This window comes from Candidatus Nitrosoglobus terrae (assembly GCF_002356115.1).
GTDB classification, from domain to species: Bacteria; Pseudomonadota; Gammaproteobacteria; order Nitrosococcales; family Nitrosococcaceae; genus Nitrosoglobus; species Nitrosoglobus terrae.
Genome location: NZ_AP014836.1, coordinates 942,400 through 961,159, shown reverse-complemented (window position 1 = coordinate 961,159; position 18,760 = coordinate 942,400). Strand labels below are relative to the sequence as shown.

Sequence of the window (18,760 nt, the reverse complement as noted above, 5' to 3'; positions counted from 1 at the left end):
TCTAGCTATAAAGCTGAAGATAGAAAAAATGAGAGATTGGCATTTAAGTTTGGCGAGGAGAGTCAACATTTTTTGCTAGCCTACCTCGCCCAATTTCCTTTTAAAGTGAGTAGTACTCAATACCCGTTATTAGTAAAACTTGCCGAACATTAATGACCTTCATGGCCGCCTCCGGACCCTCCACCAGCGCCTAAGTTAAGCGCAGCAGCAGAGGCATGAGCAAGATTTTCGGGAGTAAACCCACCCCGAGCACGGGCTATATCGACGATTTGAGTGGATCTCAAGCTAATATCAACAATAGAGCTACCGGGTTCTAAAACGACAGTTCTTAGTTCTGCCTCATGGGACTCTTCTGCAGCGGGTGCCCCTTCTTTGGACTCAGCCGCTTTAGCAGCGTGCAGGTAAGTGGCTGAAATAATGACTGGGTAGACGGTTTCTACAGGTAACTCTAGATTATAACGCTGCTCTCCGTTAAGACTTGCAGTTGCGCGCACCACCCCTTGACTATCGGTAGCACTAAGCTTAGCAACTCTAATAGGGCCATTTTCATCAGAAATAGCCCCTGATAATTTTGTCGGTGTAGGGCTACTCGTTGATTTTCCGGATTCACTACAGGCGGTACAGGCAACTACAGCAATAAAACCTAAGATGAACAAACGTAACCTCACCGTAGAGCAATGCATAATATGTTTCATGGATTTTTAACTCATCGCTATTATTAAATTATAGATTAAGCAATCTGCTATTATCAGCATTCGTTGCTCGCCCGTTAACCAAATGACTACCCTCTCATATGACAGGAAGTACTACTTTAGTAACGAAATTTAAGCAATTTTCTACCTCTTTATCAAGACACAGCATTATGCTCAATTAATAGCGTTTGGTACTTTTAACTTAAAATCCGAACAGTGTACGCCAAAAGAGGAAAACGAAATGAAAGAAGAGCCGCAAAATGCCCGAAACAGCTTTGGTGATATCGCGCCACATCTAGCAGAAATCACCGATAAAGTACTTTTTAGAGATGTCTGGGAAAATTCAGCCTTGTCTCCCCGTGACCGTAGCCTCGTCACGATCACGAGCCTAATCTCTCTCTATCGCGTCAACGAGCTGCCATTCCACCTGAAAAAGGCCCTTGAGAATGGCATTACTCGCGAAGAAATCATTGCCACGATTACGCATCTCGCCTTCTACGCAGGCTGGCCGCCTGCGATGACCGCACTCACGATCACGCGGAAGGTGTTCGAAGAGGTTTGAGGATGAGGGCCTAGTAGACTAGAACTGAAGTACTTCACCAATCTATGGTGCAGACAAAATTGTATAATGTTAATTAAATCAAATATTTACATTCATAAAACTCAATGGAGAAATATACATGCAAATTATTCGTAAAGCCGGTTCCCGCCCTTACACGAAAGGGCCTGAAGAGTATTTCACTGGAAATGTCTGGATTGAAACGTACTTTCCGCCCCTTGAAAATAGCCGCGTTAGTGGTGCACTGGTGACTTTCGAGCCAAGCGCAAGGTCAGCATGGCACACGCACCCGTTTGGGCAGAATCTCATTGTGATGTCTGGCATGGGATGGACACAATGCGAAGGTGATCCAAAAGTTGAAATTCGCCCCGGTGACGTTGTTTCCTGCCAATGTAGGAAAAAGCATTGGCACGGCGCAACGCCGACTACCGGCATGAGCCATATTGCAATTACAGAAGGATTAGACGGCAATTTTGCCGATTGGCTTGAGAAGGTAACAGATGAAGAATACCTTGCCTGAAGAATGAAATAGTAAGAAACCGAACTCTCTCGCCTATGGCCTTATCATTAAAAAGCACGATTGGGATTCGCTGAAGCCACTCAAGGCAAGACGAATTAGCTGTGGTCCGTTCTAGGCATGAGGAGCACGGGAATTGAAACTTGTGGATTGGCACATAAACCAGAAGTATAAGCTAAATGGGAATAAGAGCTAGGATGAAGCAAGAAAAACATAGCAAGCGAGAATTCAGGGATGAATTCAGGCTAACCGATACAGGTTAGCCGGTCACGAAGCGTAAACCGTCGGCTCCGATTATTATTGAACAGGTAGCATTAGTATGAATACTGACTATAGCCAGGTTATTCAAGAGGCCATTTTCACTGCCAGTGACAAAAAAACTCCTCTATGTATTGTAGGAGGCAATACTAAAGCTTTCTATGGCCGCCAGCTCAATGCTACCGCCCTAGACATAAGTAAACACCAAGGTATCATTGACTATGAGCCTGCGGAGCTTGTTCTCACTGCCCGAGCGGGCACCCCTTTAGCCATCATTGAACCGCTATTGGCCGATCAGGGGCAAATGCTTGCTTTTGAACCTCCTTATTTTGGCACTAACGCCACCTTAGGCGGTGCAGTAGCCAGCGGAATTTCCGGCCCACGACGACCCTATGCTGGCGCGATACGCGATACGATATTAGGGGTACAGATAATTAACGGTAAAGGACAAAAATTGCATTTCGGTGGGCAGGTTATGAAAAATGTAGCGGGCTATGATGTTTCCCGCCTCATGGCAGGCAGCCTAGGTACGCTAGGTGTTTTATTAGAGATTTCGCTGAAGGTTCTACCCCACTCAACTGGAGAAATCACCCTCTCCCAAGAACAGAGTGAGGATAACGCTATCAAGCTATTTAATACTTGGATGACTCAGCGTCTTCCGCTTTCAGCTTGTACCTTTGATGGAAAGCGGCTTTATGTACGTCTATCAGGGTCTGAGGAAGCTATTCAATCTGCGCGCCGAAACATTGGAGGGGATGAAATTAACAGCGAACCTAGTTTTTGGGAACAGATAAGAGATCTCACTCATAAGTTTTTCCAGCAAAATACAAAACCCCTGTGGCGCTGGTCCGTCCCTGCCGCAACACCCCCTATTAATCTGCCAGGAAAATGGATGATTGATTGGGGCGGAGCGCAACGCTGGTTTTACCCTGATGAGTTAACCGCTGAATTAATATACGCGACTGCCGAAAAGCTTAATGGCCATGCCACCCTCTTTCGGGGCGGAGATCGAGCTGGTGAAGTCTTTCATCCTTTGCCTCATCATTTAATGATCTTACATCAACGACTAAAACAAGCCTTTGATCCCCACGGCATCTTAAATCCAAGGCGAATGTATCGTGAGCTTTAATGTAAATAGCCTTTTACAACCTGTCACGATAATATTTCACGCACAAATTTTCATATCAAAGCGATTACATTTCCTGTTTTTATATCAACTCTTCTGATTTACGACACCTTACTATTCTCGAAAGCGAACACTTTCACCGGCTACAATATTGTGCTGAGTTGGTACGGGCACCGGCTGGTGTGTTGCCAGCGTTACAGCGTGAATTTGCTCAGGATACAGCAGAGCATTTTATGTGCGATGATGAAGCCATCCGCATCGGTTTTTGCGCCGCGCTGCGGCTCACTCTCAGGCGCTGCGTATGTCGGATGAAGTCTGATACGTTGCAGGGTATAGCAGTGGAGCGCTGGGTATCTCAGCGAGTGGGGCAAGATAAATTTTGTGAGGCGATGCTTGAGTATTGGGGCGGTGCTTGCGCCGTCACCGGTGTAAATATCCCAGAGGTATTACGTGCCAACCATGCCAAACCATGGGCGGAGTGTGTCACGGATGCTGAACGATTAGATGTATTTAATGGTTTGTTGCTGATGGCTAATCTGGATGCATTATTTGATCGTTTTTTAATAAGCTTTGATGAACAGGGTAGGATGCTCATTGCCCCAGCCTTAGCAGAAGTAGATTTATTCCCACTGGGTATTATGCCAGGCATGGAGTTACGCTGGATCGAACCCCAACATCAGCCTTATCTAGCTCAGCATCGTCATCGTTTGAGAGTGAATAAAAATCAAGTCACTCCCCTCAGTCAATGATAGAATTAGTTATAAGATAAACAGCCAATATGAATATAAATAAATACCCACTCGCTTATGAATGAATTCCTGCTTGAATATGGACTTTTTTTAGCCAAAACCCTGACTATCCTGCTGTTAGGATTGATCACGATAGGGTTAATCGTTTTGTTAAAATCTAAAATCCGGGCTACGGATAAATTAGAGGTTAAGCACCTTAACAGCTATTATGAGCAGCTGAGCCAAATACTGAATATGCAGCTAATGGCTAAAAAAGCATTTATAAAAAAACTGAAAGCAGAAAAAGCCCAAAAGAAAAAACAAGAAAAACAGCGTAAACGGATTTTTATTCTTAATTTTCAGGGCGATATCAGAGCCACAGCGGTTGAATCATTACGAGAAGAAATTACGGCGGTACTGAGCGTAGCCACTGCTGAGGATGAGGTGTTGCTGCGACTAGAAAATGCGGGCGGTTTAGTCCACGAACATGGATTAGCCACTTCCCAACTTAGCCGCATTAGGGAAAGGCATATTCCTTTGACTATCTTAGTGGATAAAATAGCGGCAAGCGGGGGTTACATGATGGCCTGCGTTGGAAACCGCATTATTGCCGCTCCATTTGCCATTATTGGCTCTATTGGGGCGTTAGTGCAATTGCCTAATTTTCACCGCTTATTAGATAAACACGGGGTAGATTTTGAGCAAATTAAAGCCGGTGAATTAAAGCGTACGCTGACCATATTTGGGAATAATACCGATGCTGATCGTCAGCGAGCACAAGCGCAGGTAGACGATATTCACCGGTTATTCAAAGAATGTATTACTCACTACCGCCCCCAAGTAGATATCACCCAAGCAGGGACAGGTCAATATTGGCACGCTACTCAAGCTAAGGATTTGAATCTGGTGGATGATCTTAAAACAAGCGATGATTATCTGTTTGCGGCCAGTCAAACAGCCGATCTCTATGAGATAAACTACAGTATTAAAAAAACCCTGAGTGAAAAATTTCTATCCCGTGCTCAGTTGGCAATGAGCAAAACCTTTAACCCTTTCTAATATCTACTGTGCTAAAAAGCGGCTTTTCGCAACGACATCCGCCCCCCGCTATCAGTTGCTGGATCAGGTGCCGTTAACCAAATGACTGGCGAGGGAAATCAACATTTTCTGCTGATCTACCTCGCCCGATTTTCTCTTAAAGCAGATAATAATTAATAAATATTAATAACCTTCATGGCCACGGCTCCTGGGCTCCTCTGGCTCTTCGCCACTATCTAGATTAAGTACAGCAGCAGAAGCATGGGCAATATTTTCAGGAGTAATCCCTCCCCGAGCACGGGCTATGTCGACGATTTGAGTGGATATTGGGCTAAGGCTAACACCAACGATGGTGCTGCCAGACTCTAAAATAGCAGTTCTTAGTTCTGCCTCATCCTTCTCTCCCACTGGCACATCTTCTTTGGCCCCAACAGCCTTGGCCGCGTGCTGGTAGACGTGGTAGGTGGCTGAAATAATGACTGGGTAGACGGTTTTTACAGGTAATTCTAAATCATAACCCTGCTCCCCGTTAAGACTTGCAGTTGCGCGCACCATACCCGTACTATCAGTAACACTTAGTTCAGCATCTTTTATAAAGCCGTTTTCATCAGAAATAGTCCCTAATAAATTTGTTGGTGTAGCACTAGTCGTTGATTTTCCAGGTTCAACTACAGCAATAAAACCTAAGATAAACAAACTCGCCATAGAACTATAAAAAATAATATTAATATATTTCATGGTTTTTTAACCCACCGATATCAAATGTATTAAGAGCAATCTGCTATTGTCATCAGCATTCGTTCATTGCTCCCCCGTTAATCAAGTTACTACCTCCTAATTAATCTAATGATAGAACCCATTATTTTAGTAAAGCAGTAGATGCTTTTTGCAACGACATCCGACCTACGCCTCCCGCTATCAGCTGCTGGATTAAATTATAGGAAATAAGGGGCAACATTACTTGGGGATGATTGGCTAAGGTGATAGACGCTAGCACCAGCCCCGTTCCATTGTTACTCATCCCTAAGCCAAACATGAGTGATATTCGCTGAGCCACAGTAGCTCGAAATAACTGAGCTATCCACCAGCCGGCGGCAAAGGCAAAGGCGCATAGCCCAAAAGTGATTACAATAATCACTGCTAAAAAATCATAATCAGGATGAGCAATGGCTTGGGGTAGTGAAATTGCTGCATTGGAATAAACCAGCAATAGTAGAACTACCGAGCGGGTAAATTTTAAATAGGGTTTAGCTTGTATAATCCAGTTCTCTCCATAAAAAAAGCGGATTAAAATTCCTACCATCGAGGGTATCACTATGCTTAAAATTAACAGCAGCCCTATCCCATGGCTGGCCATTGCGTTTAATTCTTTAGCATAATCGCCTGTGGTGACTAATCCTACAGCATGAAGCAGTAGTGGCGCAGTTACTGGACTGAGGAACGTTGTTATCAGGACTAATCCTAGGCTAGTGACCACGTTACCATTCGCATTTAGCGACCAAGTCGTTGACGACCCGGCAATGGGCATTGCCACTACCAATGCCAATCCTACTAAAATACTCTGTACTTCATCTGGATTGTGCCACCATTGCATCATCAGTAACGATAAACCGATGACAAATGCAGCCGGGATCAATAGTTTAACCATAAACCCAGCCGCTAATATTGCTAGATTCTGGGGTAAGTACTTCAATTCTGATAACTTTGCTTCCAAGCCTGCATCTAATAGCAGCCATGCTAACATCAACAGCGGAAGTTTGAAGGGTATTTCCTCCTCCATGAAGCTAAGATTCCCTAAGGAAAAATTCTGCATCCACAATCCCCACCCTGGCCATAAGGCCGCTACACTATAAGAACCGAGCAGTAACCAAATAAATCGGCGATGAATAAAAGAGGATAAAGCAGTCACAAACAATAAAAGCTTTTGCCCTTTCATGGTGATCAACCCTCTTTATAGGTACTCTATCAGTGGATATGGATGCGTTACCATAAATGATTATAGATGAAGCTTTGTTATTTAAGCTGAATATAGCCTGAATTTCCTAAAGGTATCTCAATCGGAATCATTACCTCATTGGCCACAGCTCTAATTATCATCGGCAGCAGCACAGAAAACTATGTTTTCCCCAACCCAGCCTTTTGAGATCATGTTCATGTACGCTTTAAATGAGCTTACAAAACGATGATTAGAATCGTTATATATTGCCCGATTATTATAAAGTCGGTAAATGGAAACAGAACCTGCAGGGCAAAGACCCCCCGTGGGCAACTTGGCATAGAAGGCAATACCCTCATAAGTCCATTGATCCTCGCTATATATATTAGAAGGATTGAGCTTGATGAGCAGGTTGCGATCTTCCGTGCTTGCCGTATAGAAATGGGAATTTGCCCCAAGGGTGTAAAATCGATAAACAGGCACTGCGCCTTCTTCGGGTCTAGGCCAGGCATAGAAATATTTTAAAGTACCCTCCCAGTTCTCTAGCCCCGCCCCGCCGTTATATAAAACAGTTGCCTGATCATCCGAAGCGGTCAGCATGTAATGGTTCGTTCCGGTATTATAAAATTCATATACAAACTGATAATTCTTAGCGTAAAAAGATGCCATTACCGCTCGATAAGCATCTGCTATGCCCGCGCCGCAGAATCCTACAATGCAATAAGAACTTGTGGTGGGAAAAGACCGGCTGGTAGCCTTTAAATATAAAAGCAGTTGTTCCTGCGATAAATTTGGATTGACTCCAAGCATCAAAGCAGCGATGCCAGATACATGGGGAGCCGCTATACTCGTTCCCGTTATATATGCATAGCCATAGGCAGACTTCCCATTAGCATCGGGTACGATACTAGTGGATAAGATTCCATTGCCTTTATCTCCACCAGGGGCAGCAGTCGCGCCATTCTTATTCACAGGATCGGTAAAATTAGAATAAGAGGCTAATCCGCCGTTCAGATCAGTAGCAATTACTGATAGGGTATCTCTACAATCATTAGGTGAATAATCCTGAACATTATCAGTGCTATTACCTGCAGCTACCACAACCAATGCCCCCGCGGCTGAAGCGGCACTAATCGCGCGTTGCGTGTAAGATGGACATTGTTCTCTAGAATCTGAGCCAAGGCTTAGATTGATGACCTTAGCTGGGTAGGGGTTAGCTAGAACGCCAGGGACTCTAACTCCAGCGGCCCATTGAATACCCTCCGCTGTTATACTGTTTTGCCCTACACCATTACAATCCATCACCCGTACAGAGAGAATACGGGTTCGCCAATTGACCCCAGCGATACCGATACCATTATCACCACTTGCAGCAATGATTCCAGTCACACCAGTACCATGAGGATCTATACAATCAGGGCCGTTTGAAGTAGAAGATCGAGAGGTAAAATCATAATTTCCCAGCAAGCGATCGGCAAATTCCGGATGAGAAAATACACCTGAATCCACTACCGCTACAACAGTATTAGAGGAGCCATGGGTAATATCCCAAGCGTGGGTCGCATCGATTCCACCGGGGGAATCCATCATATTCCATTGATCACTAAAATCAGGGTCATTAGAGAATGACTGGGCGTACATCATTGACGGCTGGGTTTGTACAGGTGAGGACTGTAGTTTCATTAGCTTATCCGCTTCAATCCAATCAATGGAAGGCAATGTTTTAGCCGGCTGGAGAAAATCGGCAATAGTATTTTCTCCCTCTTTCGGGACTAAAAAACTAAAAACATAAGCTTCATTCACTGTTGCTCGCTCAAATACCAGTTTTTCTCCTAGAGCAGCTTCCAGTTCAGCTACCACCTCTGGCGGGGGTGGGAGATTATCTTGGGCTAAAGCTTGGATTTCAGGGGATTTAAAGCGAACGATAACCCCTACTGCAACAACAGGTGCTGGCTGGGAGTCTTGAGCAATCGCTATAGTTAAAATCATGCTGAAAAAGATACAAAAAATCCATAAGTAAGTTTTTATTCTCATTTATTTTTCCGATCTTGTTACAAAGGTTTTACAGAGTATCCAGTAGCAATCATCTACAGACTAGACGTATCACTACGTACGTAGTGATACGTCTAAACATGCCTCCGATAGCTTAGTAAACTAGCAGTTGAAATTAGGGTAGGAGTAAAAATATGAGCCAGTTATGGCTAACAATAAAGTCACGATGGAAAATTATCCTACTTGCCATTGTGCCACTTATCGCCTCAACTTTCGTTATTGTGTACACGGTACGCTATCAAGCTATTGCCCTTGAGAAACAACAGCAGGAAGTCATTAAAACAACCTACCTTAATAGTAAGGATTTAGAGCTGAAAAGCTATATCACGCTGGCAAAGCGTTCAATTACTCATCTCTATGATTCAGGTCGAGTAGATACGGCTGTAATGGAAGAAGCGAAAGCAATTTTAGCTAAATTGGAATATGGGAAAGATGGCTATTTTTTTGTCTACGATTATCAAGGAAATTCCCTTGTTCACTCACGCCAGTGGAATCTGGTAGGAACCAATCAGTGGAATCTTAAGGATGATCAGGGCAAATTAGTTATCCAAGATCTCATTAACCGCGCACGGACAAACGATAAAGGTGGATTCGAAAATTATGACTGGGAAAAACCTTCTAGCCATAGTATTGCCCCTAAACGAACGTATGTTATAACGCTGCCCAAATGGGGATGGATATTAGGCACGGGGGTTTATCTTGATGATATTGATCGAGCGTTAATAAAAGTAAATTCTCAGCTACGGGATAACATCCACAGTACTACATTCTCGATAATTATTATCGCTACCTTTGTTGTAGTTTTGATAATAATTTTAAGCTTGGTGCTCAATATCAGGGTAGATACAAAACTTAGTGTAGCCGATGCCAAACTTAAAATATTAGCCCAGCGGATTATAAATACACAGGAGGAAGAACGTACTCGGGTAGCAAGAGAATTACATGATAGCGTCATGAATATGCTAGTAGGTATTAAATTTAGAATCGAAGGCAGGATTATTGAATTACTAGAGAATGAGCAATCTGATTCAGTCCGGGTTAGGTTAGAGGATATCGCAGTAAAACTAAAAGATACGCTAACCGAGCTTCGCCGGATTGTTCGTGACTTACACCCTCTCGCCCTTGACCTTGGCCTGAAGGTAGCCATAGAGCAGCTTGTGCTTAACATACATGATGTAGGTATAGCGGCTAAGTTCAGTACCTATGGTGAAGTAGATAGCCTATCTATTACGACTAATAGGGCCTTGTACCGAGCTACCCAAGAATCGTTACATAACATTAAACGGCATGCGCATGCTCGCCATGTAACTGTGAAATTGGAAGAGGATTCTGCCTGCGTCCAGCTTACCATCCAAGATGATGGTATCGGCTTTAATGTAGATCATATCAAATGCGATCCAAAGCATGGATTTGGCTTACACAATATGAAAGAACGAGTGGAATCTGTGGGTGGGGAATTAACTATTACCTCTTCACTGCAAGGGACCATAGTCATCATTAAGGTTTATCATTAATTTATTCCTATCCTATGTCTACTTTACCCCTTATCAAAATACTGCTTGTCGATGATGATCCTTGGGTGCGCCCTACATTGCGCCTTATGTTGGAATCTGTCCCTAGATTTAAGTTAGTAGCTGAAGCCAATAAAGCAGAAGATGCCTTACAACATCTACAAAATAACTTAGAGATTAACCTAGCCATAGTGGATCTTTGTATGCGCGGGATCAATGGTATTAGATTAGCTGAACTCATTCGATCTCGATTCCCACACGTAGTCGTCCTAATACTCACTAACGAAGATAGGAAAGAATACATCAGAGAAGCAAAACTAGCCGGCGCCCGGGGCTATATACTGAAAGAGACTCCTTGGCCAGAAATTGTATCCACAATTGAGAATATCATAGATAAAGAAATTGATTTTCTCGAACCTTCATCGCTGATTCCACCTGAGCCTCCATCCATTCCTGAGCAATTACTCACTAATCGGGAATTACAAGTGCTATGGAACATGGGTGACATTAAGTCAACTAAGGAAATTGCGCGGATACTTAACATTGAGCCACGCACCATAGAAGGCCACCGGGCGAGTATCTGGCGAAAACTTAAGATTAAAAGCCATCCTCAAGCGATAAACATTGCTACTGAATATAGGAAGCGTCATAAGACTCCTCCCGAGATGACCGGCTGCAAAAAACCCGATAGATCAGATGTTATTTAGATCAGGATTACTAATAATAACCGTATAACCACCTTAATTTTAACTTCTTTAGGGGAAAACAGTGATGAATTTTATTTATTATGAGTATATCTTGTATATCGTCTTCTTCACCATCTTTACACACTTATTAATATACCTCGACCCGCAGCTCGTATCATCAATGGGGACAGCGGGGACGCTATTGCCAGTCTTGAAAGAAAAATTGAATAATCATAAGAAGCTCTTACGATTACTTATACTATTAGTAGTGTCTGGCTTTTTAGTACTCATATCTACACCTCTAGCCCGCTCATTTTTAAAAGAGTTAATGCCTGATGGTGAGAGCGTATGCAAAAAGTTATTAGGAAACTATTCGTTGTATCAAAGTTATCTTTTTATTGAAACTCTCAAGAAAGATGCCCGATCCACGGCTCTCGATGGTGCTTGGAGGGAGACCTATTGTCATCCAGATCCAGAAAATGAAGGAGGTTTTATTTTAAAAGGTAAAGATGATACGACATTTGATATAGAGGCCATTATTGAGGGTAAATATGAGCAACTCGCTATTGTAAGATATATTTACAATTCGTATGTTCGTATCAAAAAAGACGGGACTCTAGCTGGCCGGTTCTTTGAGATTGCTTCAGAGCAGACAGGTTTTACACAATATACTGTTGATAAAGACGGTAATAAGTTTAATCCATTATTAAAGGATACCATTGATGAAAAAATAAAGGAGATCATAAAGCTCCGTGATGAAAACCATAGAATTAGAAGAACAAAGCCCTGTACTGTAATGCAGGGAGAGATTGGTGGAAAAACTGCGATTGCTTTTGCTTGTCAAAGCTATACCAGAATTATGATAAAAGATGATTCACCTTAACGCCCGTTTTATTTACCCTCGGTTGCTATCTGCGCTTGTGACTTCGTTATTATGGTATTACTTTACTACTAGGGCGCTACCTAGATCGAGATTGCTGATAACTATATAACTATCTTAATTTTCGCTTTAGGAGGACAATAGTGAGTCGCACTATCAATAAGCTTGGCTGGACTATCCTTGCCCTCACTGGCGCAGTAGCATTTAGCTTTATCGCTTTAAACCATGGGGAGTCTATCGGGGCAATTTGGATTGTCATTGCCACCCTATGTCTTTACCTCATCGCTTATCGTTTTTATAGTTTATTCATTGCTAAACAAGTACTCAGATTAAACCCAGCCCGCCAAACTCCTGCATATACCCATTGCGATGGCCTAGATTACGTCCCCACTAATCAATATGTCTTATTTGGGCATCATTTTGCGGCTATTGCGGGTGCCGGCCCTTTAGTAGGCCCAATATTGGCTGTACAGATGGGGTATATGCCAGGGTTTTTGTGGCTACTGGTTGGGGTTGTCTTTGCTGGAGCCGTACAGGATTTTATTATTCTCTTTATCTCTATACGGCGGGATGGTCGCTCACTTGGAGATCTGATTAAATCCGAGATGGGGCTAATACCTGGCATGATTGCTCTATTGGGCACCTTTTTTATCATGGTAATCCTCTTAGCCGTATTGGCGCTCATTGTAGTTAAAGCGCTGACTGCATCCCCTTGGGGCACTTTTACTGTCGCAGCGACTATTCCTATTGCTCTGTTTATGGGTATCTATAGTCGCTATCTTCGCCCAGGGCGTATTGGCGAAGTCTCCCTTATTGGTTTTACGTTACTCATCCTATCTATCGTGAGCGGGCAATATATACAGGAAATTCCTGCTTTAGCTGCCCTATTTACCTTAACGAGTATCCAATTAACTTGGATATTGATTGCCTATGGCTTTGTAGCTTCAATACTACCTGTTTGGCTGCTATTAGCCCCTCGGGATTACTTGTCTACTTTTTTAAAAATTGGCACCATTGTCAGCCTAGCGATTGGCATTATTATCATTTCTCCCCAGCTTAAAATGCCCGCTTTTACCCAGTTCATAGATGGCTCTGGCCCAGTGTGGTCCGGCAGTCTCTTTCCTTTTTTATTTATTACCATCGCCTGTGGCGCTGTCTCAGGCTTCCATGCTCTGATTTCTTCTGGCACTACGCCTAAAATGATCGAAAATGAAAGCCATGCCCCCTTTATCGGTTATGGGGCAATGTTAATGGAATCTTTTGTCGCGATTATGGCTTTAGTAGCGGCTTCTATCCTCGAACCTGGGATATATTTCGCCATGAACAGCCCAGTAGCGCTCATTGGCAGTACAGCGGAATCAGCCGCGCAAACTATTTCCCAATGGGGTTTTTATCTTACCCCGGAGATGATCACCCAGACTGCTCAAGATGTGGGTGAACATACGATTATCTCTAGAGCCGGCGGTGCCCCCACCTTGGCCGTGGGTATGGCGCGTATCCTGTCAGATCTTACAGGCGGTAACACGATGACGGCTTTCTGGTATCATTTTGCCATTTTATTTGAAGCACTTTTTATCTTAACTGCGGTTGATGCGGGTACTCGTGCTGGACGTTTTATGCTACAGGATTTACTTGGGGCATTTATCCCCGCAATGAAACGCATCGATTCAATAGGCGCTAGCCTGATTGCCACGGGTATTTGTGTTGCCGGCTGGGGCTATTTTCTTTATCAGGGCGTGGTCGATCCCCTTGGGGGAATTAATACGTTATGGCCGTTATTTGGAATTTCCAACCAGATGCTGGCGGGTATTGCTTTGATTTTTGCCACCTGCGTCTTATTTAAGATGAAGCAGGATCGATTTACTTGGGTCACCATTGTGCCTACTGTCTGGATTTTAATTTGCACGCTCACTGCTGGTTGGCAAAAAATATTTCACTCTGATCCCCGTATTGGATTTTTAGCCCATGCGGAGAGTTATAAAATTGCCGTAGCTGAAGGTCGATTACTCCCACCAGCCAAATCCACTGGGCAAATGGAGCAAGTTATTTTTAATGATTATCTGAATGCAGCTCTAGCCAGTATATTTATACTGGTGGTCATTAGCATCATGGTATTCGGAATTAAAACTATTTTACGTGCCCGCGCTATAGACAACCCCAGCACTCAAGAAACCCGCCTTGAAACGGAGATACTCACCTGCGTAGATACCCTGAGCCATGTTAAATAAAATCAAGCAAATAAAGCGCTATTTTAGTCAAGGTATGCGGCTGATGGTTGGTGTACCTGAATACGATATCTATCTGACTCATATGAAAAATACCCATCCAGATCAGCCGGTAATGTCCTATGCAGAATTTTTCCGAGAGCGCCAAGAAGCTCGCTATGGCGGCAAAGGTAAAATGAGCTGCTGCTAGTTTAGTAGTCTATTGACCCCTCCTCCCTAAAATAATGTCCCTAAAAGCAAGATGACAACACCGATTAGGGGAAATGTAACCTTAAGGGTTAATCATCCTATATCCCAAGCTCGCTCCTTTAGCACGATCTTATTGTTGGAGATGTGGGAGCGTTTTGGCTTCTACGGCATGCAAGTACTCATTGTTTATTACTTGATAGAGCAGCTTGGGTTTAGTGATAGACATGCCAATCTTACTTGGAGTACCTGTGTAGCCCTCATCTATACCACACCTGCGATAGGAGGATGGATTGGCGATAAGATCCTAGGTACTCGACGTACCATGTTATTAGGAGCTATCGTGCTGACCTTAGGCTATGGGTTGCTAGGGGTGCCCCATCAGCCAGTAGAATTCATATTTTTTGCCCTTGGAGTGATCATAGTAGGTAACGGGCTATTTAAAGCAAACGCAGGCAACATGGTACGTAAAATATATGAGGGTAGCCCTTCCAAGATGGATAGCGCCTTTACCCTCTATTATATGGGCGTGAATATGGGTTCCATGATTTCCATGCTCCTGACTCCATGGGTGAAGGATTATATTAATATCCAATATGGCTATGATCTTGGCTGGCATGTTGCTTTTACAGTCAGTGGCTTTGGCCTTGCCATCGGGCTTGGTGGTTATTTCTTAATGCGCCGCACTCTCGCCTATACCGGTTCTGAACCTGATACCCATCCCTTGAAAATAGGTAAGCTAGGGCTAGTTATTGGCTTAAGCATCCTTATGGCCTTCCTTGCAGCCTTTATACTTAAGCATGAAACCATAGCTCGTCTGTTTATCTATATGGCAACGGCGGCTATATTTTTCTTTTTTACCTTTTTTATTTATACTGCCCGTCCTCATGAACGATCCGGGCTACTTATCGCTTTAATACTCACGATTCAAGTGATTTTTTTCTTTATTTTTTATCAACAAACCTCCAGCTCACTGGCGCTATTTATTTTACGTAACGTAGACTGGAATTTTAATGTCTTTGGCTTTCATGTATTCACATGGGCACCGGCCCAATTTCAAGCCCTAAACCCTATTTGGATCTTTATTCTCAGTCCAATCTTAGCTTGGATTTATACCCATGCGGGCAATCAAGGAAAAGATCTCCCTGTTGCCGGAAAATTTGCAATTGGCTTTATGATGATGGCCATCAGTTTTTTTATTTATGGCGCTGCGGCGCACTTTACTAACATAGCCGGCAAAACTTCTTCTTGGGTCATAGTCTGGGGTTACGGCTTTGGCGCCTTAGGAGAGCTATTAATAAGCGGCCTAGGGTTAGCGATGATTGCGCGCTATGGGCCAGCACGAGTAGGTGGATTTATGATGGGTACTTATTTTATCGCCACGGGAATATCCCAATATTTCGGGGGCTGGATCGCCACCTTAGCTGCAGTTCCTAAAGAGATGACTGACCCGATCATGACCTTGCCCATCTATACTTACCTGTTTAACTGGCTGGGTATTGCGGGTCTTGGCTGTGCCTTAATCGCATCAGCTATGCTGCCAATCATAAGAAAGCTCTCATTGACATCCCCCTCCCCAAAGGAAGGGGATTCCTAATTCATCGATCGCGGAACGACAACAGCGAAATGCTACCGCCGCTTACTCAGTCTCCAAAGGCTAACACCGCCAGTCCGGCGGCTTTTATATTACACGCCGCATTAACATCGCGGTCGTGTTTTCTCTCGCATTCTAGACAGATCCACGAGCAGACATCAAGCAGCATCGATTCAGAAACAAACCCGCAGCAGTGGCAGCGTTTTGACGAAGGGAGGAATCGGTCAATTTCGATATACACTCTACCGGCCCACTTGGCCTTGTATTCCAACTGCCGAGTAAATTCTCCCCAGCTTGCATCGGCGATGGGCTTTGCCAGTTTCGGGTTTTTAATCATGTTCTTCACCGCAAGGTTTTTGCGGGAAAGTTATCCATCCGGCAATCGGAGATTTTGGCGTGAATACGGGCCACCTTGAGCTTTGCCTTTTGCCGGTTCTTGCCGCCAAGTTTTTTCTTGGCAAGGCGGCGTTGGTATTTGGCAAGCTTGGCGACGTACTTCATCCTATGGCGTGGATTTCCGGATTTGAAGCCATCACTGGTGACGAATAAATTCTTAATGCCTACATCGATGCCGACCTTTTTATCGGTAACCGGCAGCAGCGTAGGTTCGCTTGGGGGAAGTTTTTGAAGGCGGCCTGCTGATTTCTCAGGCATTGTTGCAAAGGAACACTAGAAATTTCAATGAAAAAAAGGGTAGCCTTTTTGCTACCCCTTTTTGAGGATTATCTATAACCCACTTTAATCAATCTTGTTTCAGAGCGTCTTCAGATACTCTGCAAGATCACTCATCTGCGCACTGGTAAGCCCAAGATTCATTTTATCATTGTATATCTGCACCACATCACTAAGGGTTTGTGCTGAGCCATCATGTAAATAAGGCGGGTGTTGCCACAAGCCACGCAATGGAGTAGTACGCCACATGCCAGTGGCTGAACGAGTTACATAGAGCTTATCTTCAGCTACCGTATCAGCAGGTGGATGGAGTCGCTGATTAGCATCCGTAAATTTCGGACCACTATGACAGCGGGCACAACCTGCCGATCCATCAAATAGCCCTTCGCCACGAGCAGCTGCATCAGGATCAAAGCTGCCTTCTGGCGGTAAGGGGGCCGATATGGACAGCTGATAAGCCTGCAATGCAGCTAGATTGCTGGTGACCAGATCCTGCTTACCATTCACCACAAATACGCCAGGATGCCAACCAGGCTTCAAGCCAGGCTGATCCGGATTAATATGAGTGCCAATTCTTGGATCCGAAAACAACCCTTGTCCGCCCATCTGAGTAACAGCAACATAGCGATTCCAATAAGAAAGTGAAGGACCATCACCTGTATAAACAACGCTATGTACACCCTCCAAACCGTACGCAGGTGGGATTACAACCGGATCGCTCAATCCATCAATATTAAAGCGAGGATCGTACATGCCAGGCCCCCAAGAATTTAATTTATCTTTATCTGCTTGGGAAAAAGCTGGGGATAAAGCGATGATCTTCCCTGGATCTAGATCATGATTAGGCCAACCATCCAGCCGATGACCAATACCGGGTATAAATGAATTATCAACAGTTGAATGGCAAAGCGCACAAGTAACCCCCACTTGAGTCAACGTATCCGTGCCATTTACTGTTTCAACCGTACCTTTAACACCCACGACGGCATCTAGTTTTAATAAGGCAACGGTAGTTGCCGGGCTTGATAAATCAATACTTCCACCGGTGATCCCTTTCTGCACCGCCTCAGGTAACGCATCCACATCTACTTTTAAACCAACAGCTAAGGCAGTTAAGGGATCTACCGCTTGACTGATAACAGTATTTAATTGCAGCTTATCTGTCCAAGTAATCTCATCCCCAAATGTATTGAAGCGAAAAACTTGCTGGCCCTGCGCAATGAGCGCCTCGTTCTGATCTTGCGGCGTTGAATCATTACTTTGCTGCGCCACACTGTAACTTATCACTCCAGATATAGCTAATAATGCCCCACCTGTTAGCGCTGAAAAAAGTTTTGCTTTCATTATTCCCCCTTTCGATCGCTTAAGTAATTTGCTTTAGCGCTTGGACGTAACCCTATGAATGTGCTGATTAACAATAAGCCTAGGCTAAACATTTCCAGCGTGGCCGGCTCCGGCATACTCGTTATAGGGCTTGGAGTGATACTATCGATACTACCGCTAAAGTTTTGCAAAAAAATAGAGCCACCTGCTGTACTCACTGATCCAGTTTGCCCCTGAAAGATACTACCGCCATTAAAATCAACCAACGAACCAATCGGTTCAGTACCAAAAAAAGTCGCAGATGAGTGAGGTGTGATAAAACTAAATGTGGCGGTTTCACCATTTGTGTTTTGAAGCCCGATACTATACGCAAGGGGTTGATCAATCTGCGCTACTAGCGGGCCTTGAGTCACTATGGTATTGAAGGTAGGAATGGATGATAAATCTGGAAATTCAAACGATATTGAAGTGACCTGACCAATAGAGCCAAAATTCTGATCCTGACCACTAGGATCTACCCCCATGGTACCCATAAAACTTACAGAAACGGGATTATTATCATTGGTATTACTTAAGAAGTACTGCGCTTGTCCGCTGATATTAAACGACTGTATTGGATTTGCCTGAGCTAACAGTGGCAAAAATCCAACTGCCATGAAAATTAAAGATAGAAGCCATCTTAAAGCTTTTTGACTGACAGGTTTCATCTCTATATCTACCTCCTAAGAGCACATAAATAAATAGTATGAAAGCTGAGGCACAGTTTATTGCGCTCTC

The 18,760-nt window shown here is 43.9% G+C and carries 19 protein-coding genes; 11 read left to right on the top strand and 8 right to left on the bottom strand.

Features of this window, described 5'->3' with window-relative positions:
- Positions 1 to 149: 149 nt before the first annotated feature.
- Complete coding sequence (locus TAO_RS04690; protein ID WP_096526841.1) at positions 150 to 695, bottom strand: hypothetical protein; 546 nt, start codon at positions 693 to 695, stop codon at positions 150 to 152.
- 238 nt (positions 696 to 933) lie between these two features.
- On the opposite strand from TAO_RS04690, the gene TAO_RS04685 reads away from it, so the two are divergent.
- The 5 genes from TAO_RS04685 to sohB all read left to right on the top strand — a co-directional run bounded on the left by TAO_RS04685 (position 934) and on the right by sohB (position 4,939).
- Positions 934 to 1,254, top strand: a complete 321-nt coding sequence (locus tag TAO_RS04685) for a carboxymuconolactone decarboxylase family protein (RefSeq protein WP_096526840.1) — start codon at positions 934 to 936, stop codon at positions 1,252 to 1,254.
- 118 nt (positions 1,255 to 1,372) lie between these two features.
- Positions 1,373 to 1,771 carry a (R)-mandelonitrile lyase gene (locus TAO_RS04680; protein WP_096526839.1) on the top strand — a complete coding sequence of 133 codons (399 nt, stop codon included), beginning with the start codon at positions 1,373 to 1,375 and terminating at the stop codon, positions 1,769 to 1,771.
- 316 nt (positions 1,772 to 2,087) lie between these two features.
- Complete coding sequence (gene glcE, locus TAO_RS04675) at positions 2,088 to 3,155, top strand: glycolate oxidase subunit GlcE (RefSeq protein WP_096526838.1); 1,068 nt, start codon at positions 2,088 to 2,090, stop codon at positions 3,153 to 3,155.
- A gap of 179 nt (positions 3,156 to 3,334) precedes the next feature.
- On the top strand, positions 3,335 to 3,901 hold the full coding sequence (locus TAO_RS04670) for an HNH endonuclease (RefSeq protein WP_197702519.1): 567 nt from the start codon (positions 3,335 to 3,337) through the stop codon (positions 3,899 to 3,901).
- 57 nt (positions 3,902 to 3,958) lie between these two features.
- Positions 3,959 to 4,939 carry a protease SohB gene (gene sohB / locus TAO_RS04665; protein WP_096526837.1) on the top strand — a complete coding sequence of 327 codons (981 nt, stop codon included), beginning with the start codon at positions 3,959 to 3,961 and terminating at the stop codon, positions 4,937 to 4,939.
- A 162-nt stretch (positions 4,940 to 5,101) separates the two neighbouring features.
- Here the strand turns inward: sohB and TAO_RS04660 are convergent, their stop codons facing one another.
- From TAO_RS04660 to TAO_RS04650, 3 genes are all read right to left on the bottom strand, one after another.
- Positions 5,102 to 5,623, bottom strand: coding sequence for a hypothetical protein (locus TAO_RS04660; RefSeq protein ID WP_172419061.1), 522 nt, complete (start codon positions 5,621 to 5,623; stop codon positions 5,102 to 5,104).
- A 154-nt stretch (positions 5,624 to 5,777) separates the two neighbouring features.
- On the bottom strand, positions 5,778 to 6,854 hold the full coding sequence (locus TAO_RS04655; RefSeq protein WP_096526835.1) for a bile acid:sodium symporter family protein: 1,077 nt from the start codon (positions 6,852 to 6,854) through the stop codon (positions 5,778 to 5,780).
- Between the two features lie 150 nt (positions 6,855 to 7,004).
- The gene (locus tag TAO_RS04650; RefSeq protein ID WP_172419060.1) at positions 7,005 to 8,843 is read right to left on the bottom strand and encodes a S8 family serine peptidase; all 1,839 of its coding nucleotides are present in this window, start codon (positions 8,841 to 8,843) and stop codon (positions 7,005 to 7,007) included.
- A gap of 197 nt (positions 8,844 to 9,040) precedes the next feature.
- Here TAO_RS04650 and TAO_RS04645 point away from each other — a divergent pair, with 197 nt between their 5' ends.
- From TAO_RS04645 to TAO_RS04620, 6 genes are all read left to right on the top strand, one after another.
- On the top strand, positions 9,041 to 10,420 hold the full coding sequence (locus TAO_RS04645) for a cache domain-containing protein (RefSeq protein ID WP_096526833.1): 1,380 nt from the start codon (positions 9,041 to 9,043) through the stop codon (positions 10,418 to 10,420).
- 14 nt (positions 10,421 to 10,434) lie between these two features.
- Entirely contained in the window at positions 10,435 to 11,124 is a 690-nt protein-coding gene (locus TAO_RS04640) for a response regulator transcription factor (RefSeq protein ID WP_096526832.1), read from the top strand.
- A 64-nt stretch (positions 11,125 to 11,188) separates the two neighbouring features.
- A complete protein-coding gene (locus TAO_RS04635; RefSeq protein ID WP_096526831.1) occupies positions 11,189 to 11,986 on the top strand; it encodes a hypothetical protein in 798 nt (265 codons plus the stop codon).
- Between the two features lie 140 nt (positions 11,987 to 12,126).
- Positions 12,127 to 14,211: a carbon starvation CstA family protein gene (locus TAO_RS04630; RefSeq protein WP_096526830.1), complete on the top strand. Its 2,085-nt coding sequence runs from the start codon at positions 12,127 to 12,129 to the stop codon at positions 14,209 to 14,211.
- The gene (locus TAO_RS04625) at positions 14,201 to 14,398 is read left to right on the top strand and encodes a YbdD/YjiX family protein (protein WP_096526829.1); all 198 of its coding nucleotides are present in this window, start codon (positions 14,201 to 14,203) and stop codon (positions 14,396 to 14,398) included. Before TAO_RS04630 ends, TAO_RS04625 begins: the two co-directional genes overlap by 11 nt.
- 51 nt (positions 14,399 to 14,449) lie before the next feature.
- Entirely contained in the window at positions 14,450 to 15,991 is a 1,542-nt protein-coding gene (locus TAO_RS04620) for a peptide MFS transporter (protein ID WP_096526828.1), read from the top strand.
- Positions 15,992 to 16,037: 46 nt separating this feature from the next.
- On the opposite strand, the gene TAO_RS09515 is transcribed toward TAO_RS04620, so the two are convergent.
- The 4 genes from TAO_RS09515 to TAO_RS04605 all read right to left on the bottom strand — a co-directional run bounded on the left by TAO_RS09515 (position 16,038) and on the right by TAO_RS04605 (position 18,690).
- The gene (locus TAO_RS09515) at positions 16,038 to 16,325 is read right to left on the bottom strand and encodes a zinc ribbon domain-containing protein (protein WP_102135943.1); all 288 of its coding nucleotides are present in this window, start codon (positions 16,323 to 16,325) and stop codon (positions 16,038 to 16,040) included.
- A gap of 5 nt (positions 16,326 to 16,330) precedes the next feature.
- Entirely contained in the window at positions 16,331 to 16,642 is a 312-nt protein-coding gene (locus TAO_RS09510) for a transposase (RefSeq protein ID WP_102135942.1), read from the bottom strand.
- A 99-nt stretch (positions 16,643 to 16,741) separates the two neighbouring features.
- Positions 16,742 to 18,004, bottom strand: coding sequence for a c-type cytochrome (locus TAO_RS04610; RefSeq protein WP_096526827.1), 1,263 nt, complete (start codon positions 18,002 to 18,004; stop codon positions 16,742 to 16,744).
- Positions 18,004 to 18,690 (bottom strand): hypothetical protein, encoded by a 687-nt coding sequence (locus TAO_RS04605; protein ID WP_096526826.1) that lies wholly within the window; start codon positions 18,688 to 18,690, stop codon positions 18,004 to 18,006. Before TAO_RS04605 ends, TAO_RS04610 begins: the two co-directional genes overlap by 1 nt.
- Positions 18,691 to 18,760: the final 70 nt, after the last annotated feature.

What these genes read in the sequence shown, in the direction of transcription:
- TAO_RS04690 (WP_096526841.1), bottom strand. Translation starts at nt 695, where the DNA reads ATGAAACATATTATGCATTGCTCTACGGTGAGGTTACGTTTGTTCATC.
- TAO_RS04685 (WP_096526840.1), top strand. Translation starts at nt 934, where the DNA reads ATGAAAGAAGAGCCGCAAAATGCCCGAAACAGCTTTGGTGATATCGCG.
- TAO_RS04680 (WP_096526839.1), top strand. Translation starts at nt 1,373, where the DNA reads ATGCAAATTATTCGTAAAGCCGGTTCCCGCCCTTACACGAAAGGGCCT.
- glcE (WP_096526838.1), top strand. Translation starts at nt 2,088, where the DNA reads ATGAATACTGACTATAGCCAGGTTATTCAAGAGGCCATTTTCACTGCC.
- sohB (WP_096526837.1), top strand. Translation starts at nt 3,959, where the DNA reads ATGAATGAATTCCTGCTTGAATATGGACTTTTTTTAGCCAAAACCCTG.
- TAO_RS04660 (WP_172419061.1), bottom strand. Translation starts at nt 5,623, where the DNA reads ATGGCGAGTTTGTTTATCTTAGGTTTTATTGCTGTAGTTGAACCTGGA.
- TAO_RS04655 (WP_096526835.1), bottom strand. Translation starts at nt 6,854, where the DNA reads ATGAAAGGGCAAAAGCTTTTATTGTTTGTGACTGCTTTATCCTCTTTT.
- TAO_RS04650 (WP_172419060.1), bottom strand. Translation starts at nt 8,843, where the DNA reads ATGATTTTAACTATAGCGATTGCTCAAGACTCCCAGCCAGCACCTGTT.
- TAO_RS04645 (WP_096526833.1), top strand. Translation starts at nt 9,041, where the DNA reads ATGAGCCAGTTATGGCTAACAATAAAGTCACGATGGAAAATTATCCTA.
- TAO_RS04640 (WP_096526832.1), top strand. Translation starts at nt 10,435, where the DNA reads ATGTCTACTTTACCCCTTATCAAAATACTGCTTGTCGATGATGATCCT.
- TAO_RS04635 (WP_096526831.1), top strand. Translation starts at nt 11,189, where the DNA reads ATGAATTTTATTTATTATGAGTATATCTTGTATATCGTCTTCTTCACC.
- TAO_RS04625 (WP_096526829.1), top strand. Translation starts at nt 14,201, where the DNA reads ATGTTAAATAAAATCAAGCAAATAAAGCGCTATTTTAGTCAAGGTATG.
- TAO_RS04620 (WP_096526828.1), top strand. Translation starts at nt 14,450, where the DNA reads ATGACAACACCGATTAGGGGAAATGTAACCTTAAGGGTTAATCATCCT.
- TAO_RS09515 (WP_102135943.1), bottom strand. Translation starts at nt 16,325, where the DNA reads ATGATTAAAAACCCGAAACTGGCAAAGCCCATCGCCGATGCAAGCTGG.
- TAO_RS09510 (WP_102135942.1), bottom strand. Translation starts at nt 16,642, where the DNA reads ATGCCTGAGAAATCAGCAGGCCGCCTTCAAAAACTTCCCCCAAGCGAA.
- TAO_RS04610 (WP_096526827.1), bottom strand. Translation starts at nt 18,004, where the DNA reads ATGAAAGCAAAACTTTTTTCAGCGCTAACAGGTGGGGCATTATTAGCT.
- TAO_RS04605 (WP_096526826.1), bottom strand. Translation starts at nt 18,690, where the DNA reads ATGAAACCTGTCAGTCAAAAAGCTTTAAGATGGCTTCTATCTTTAATT.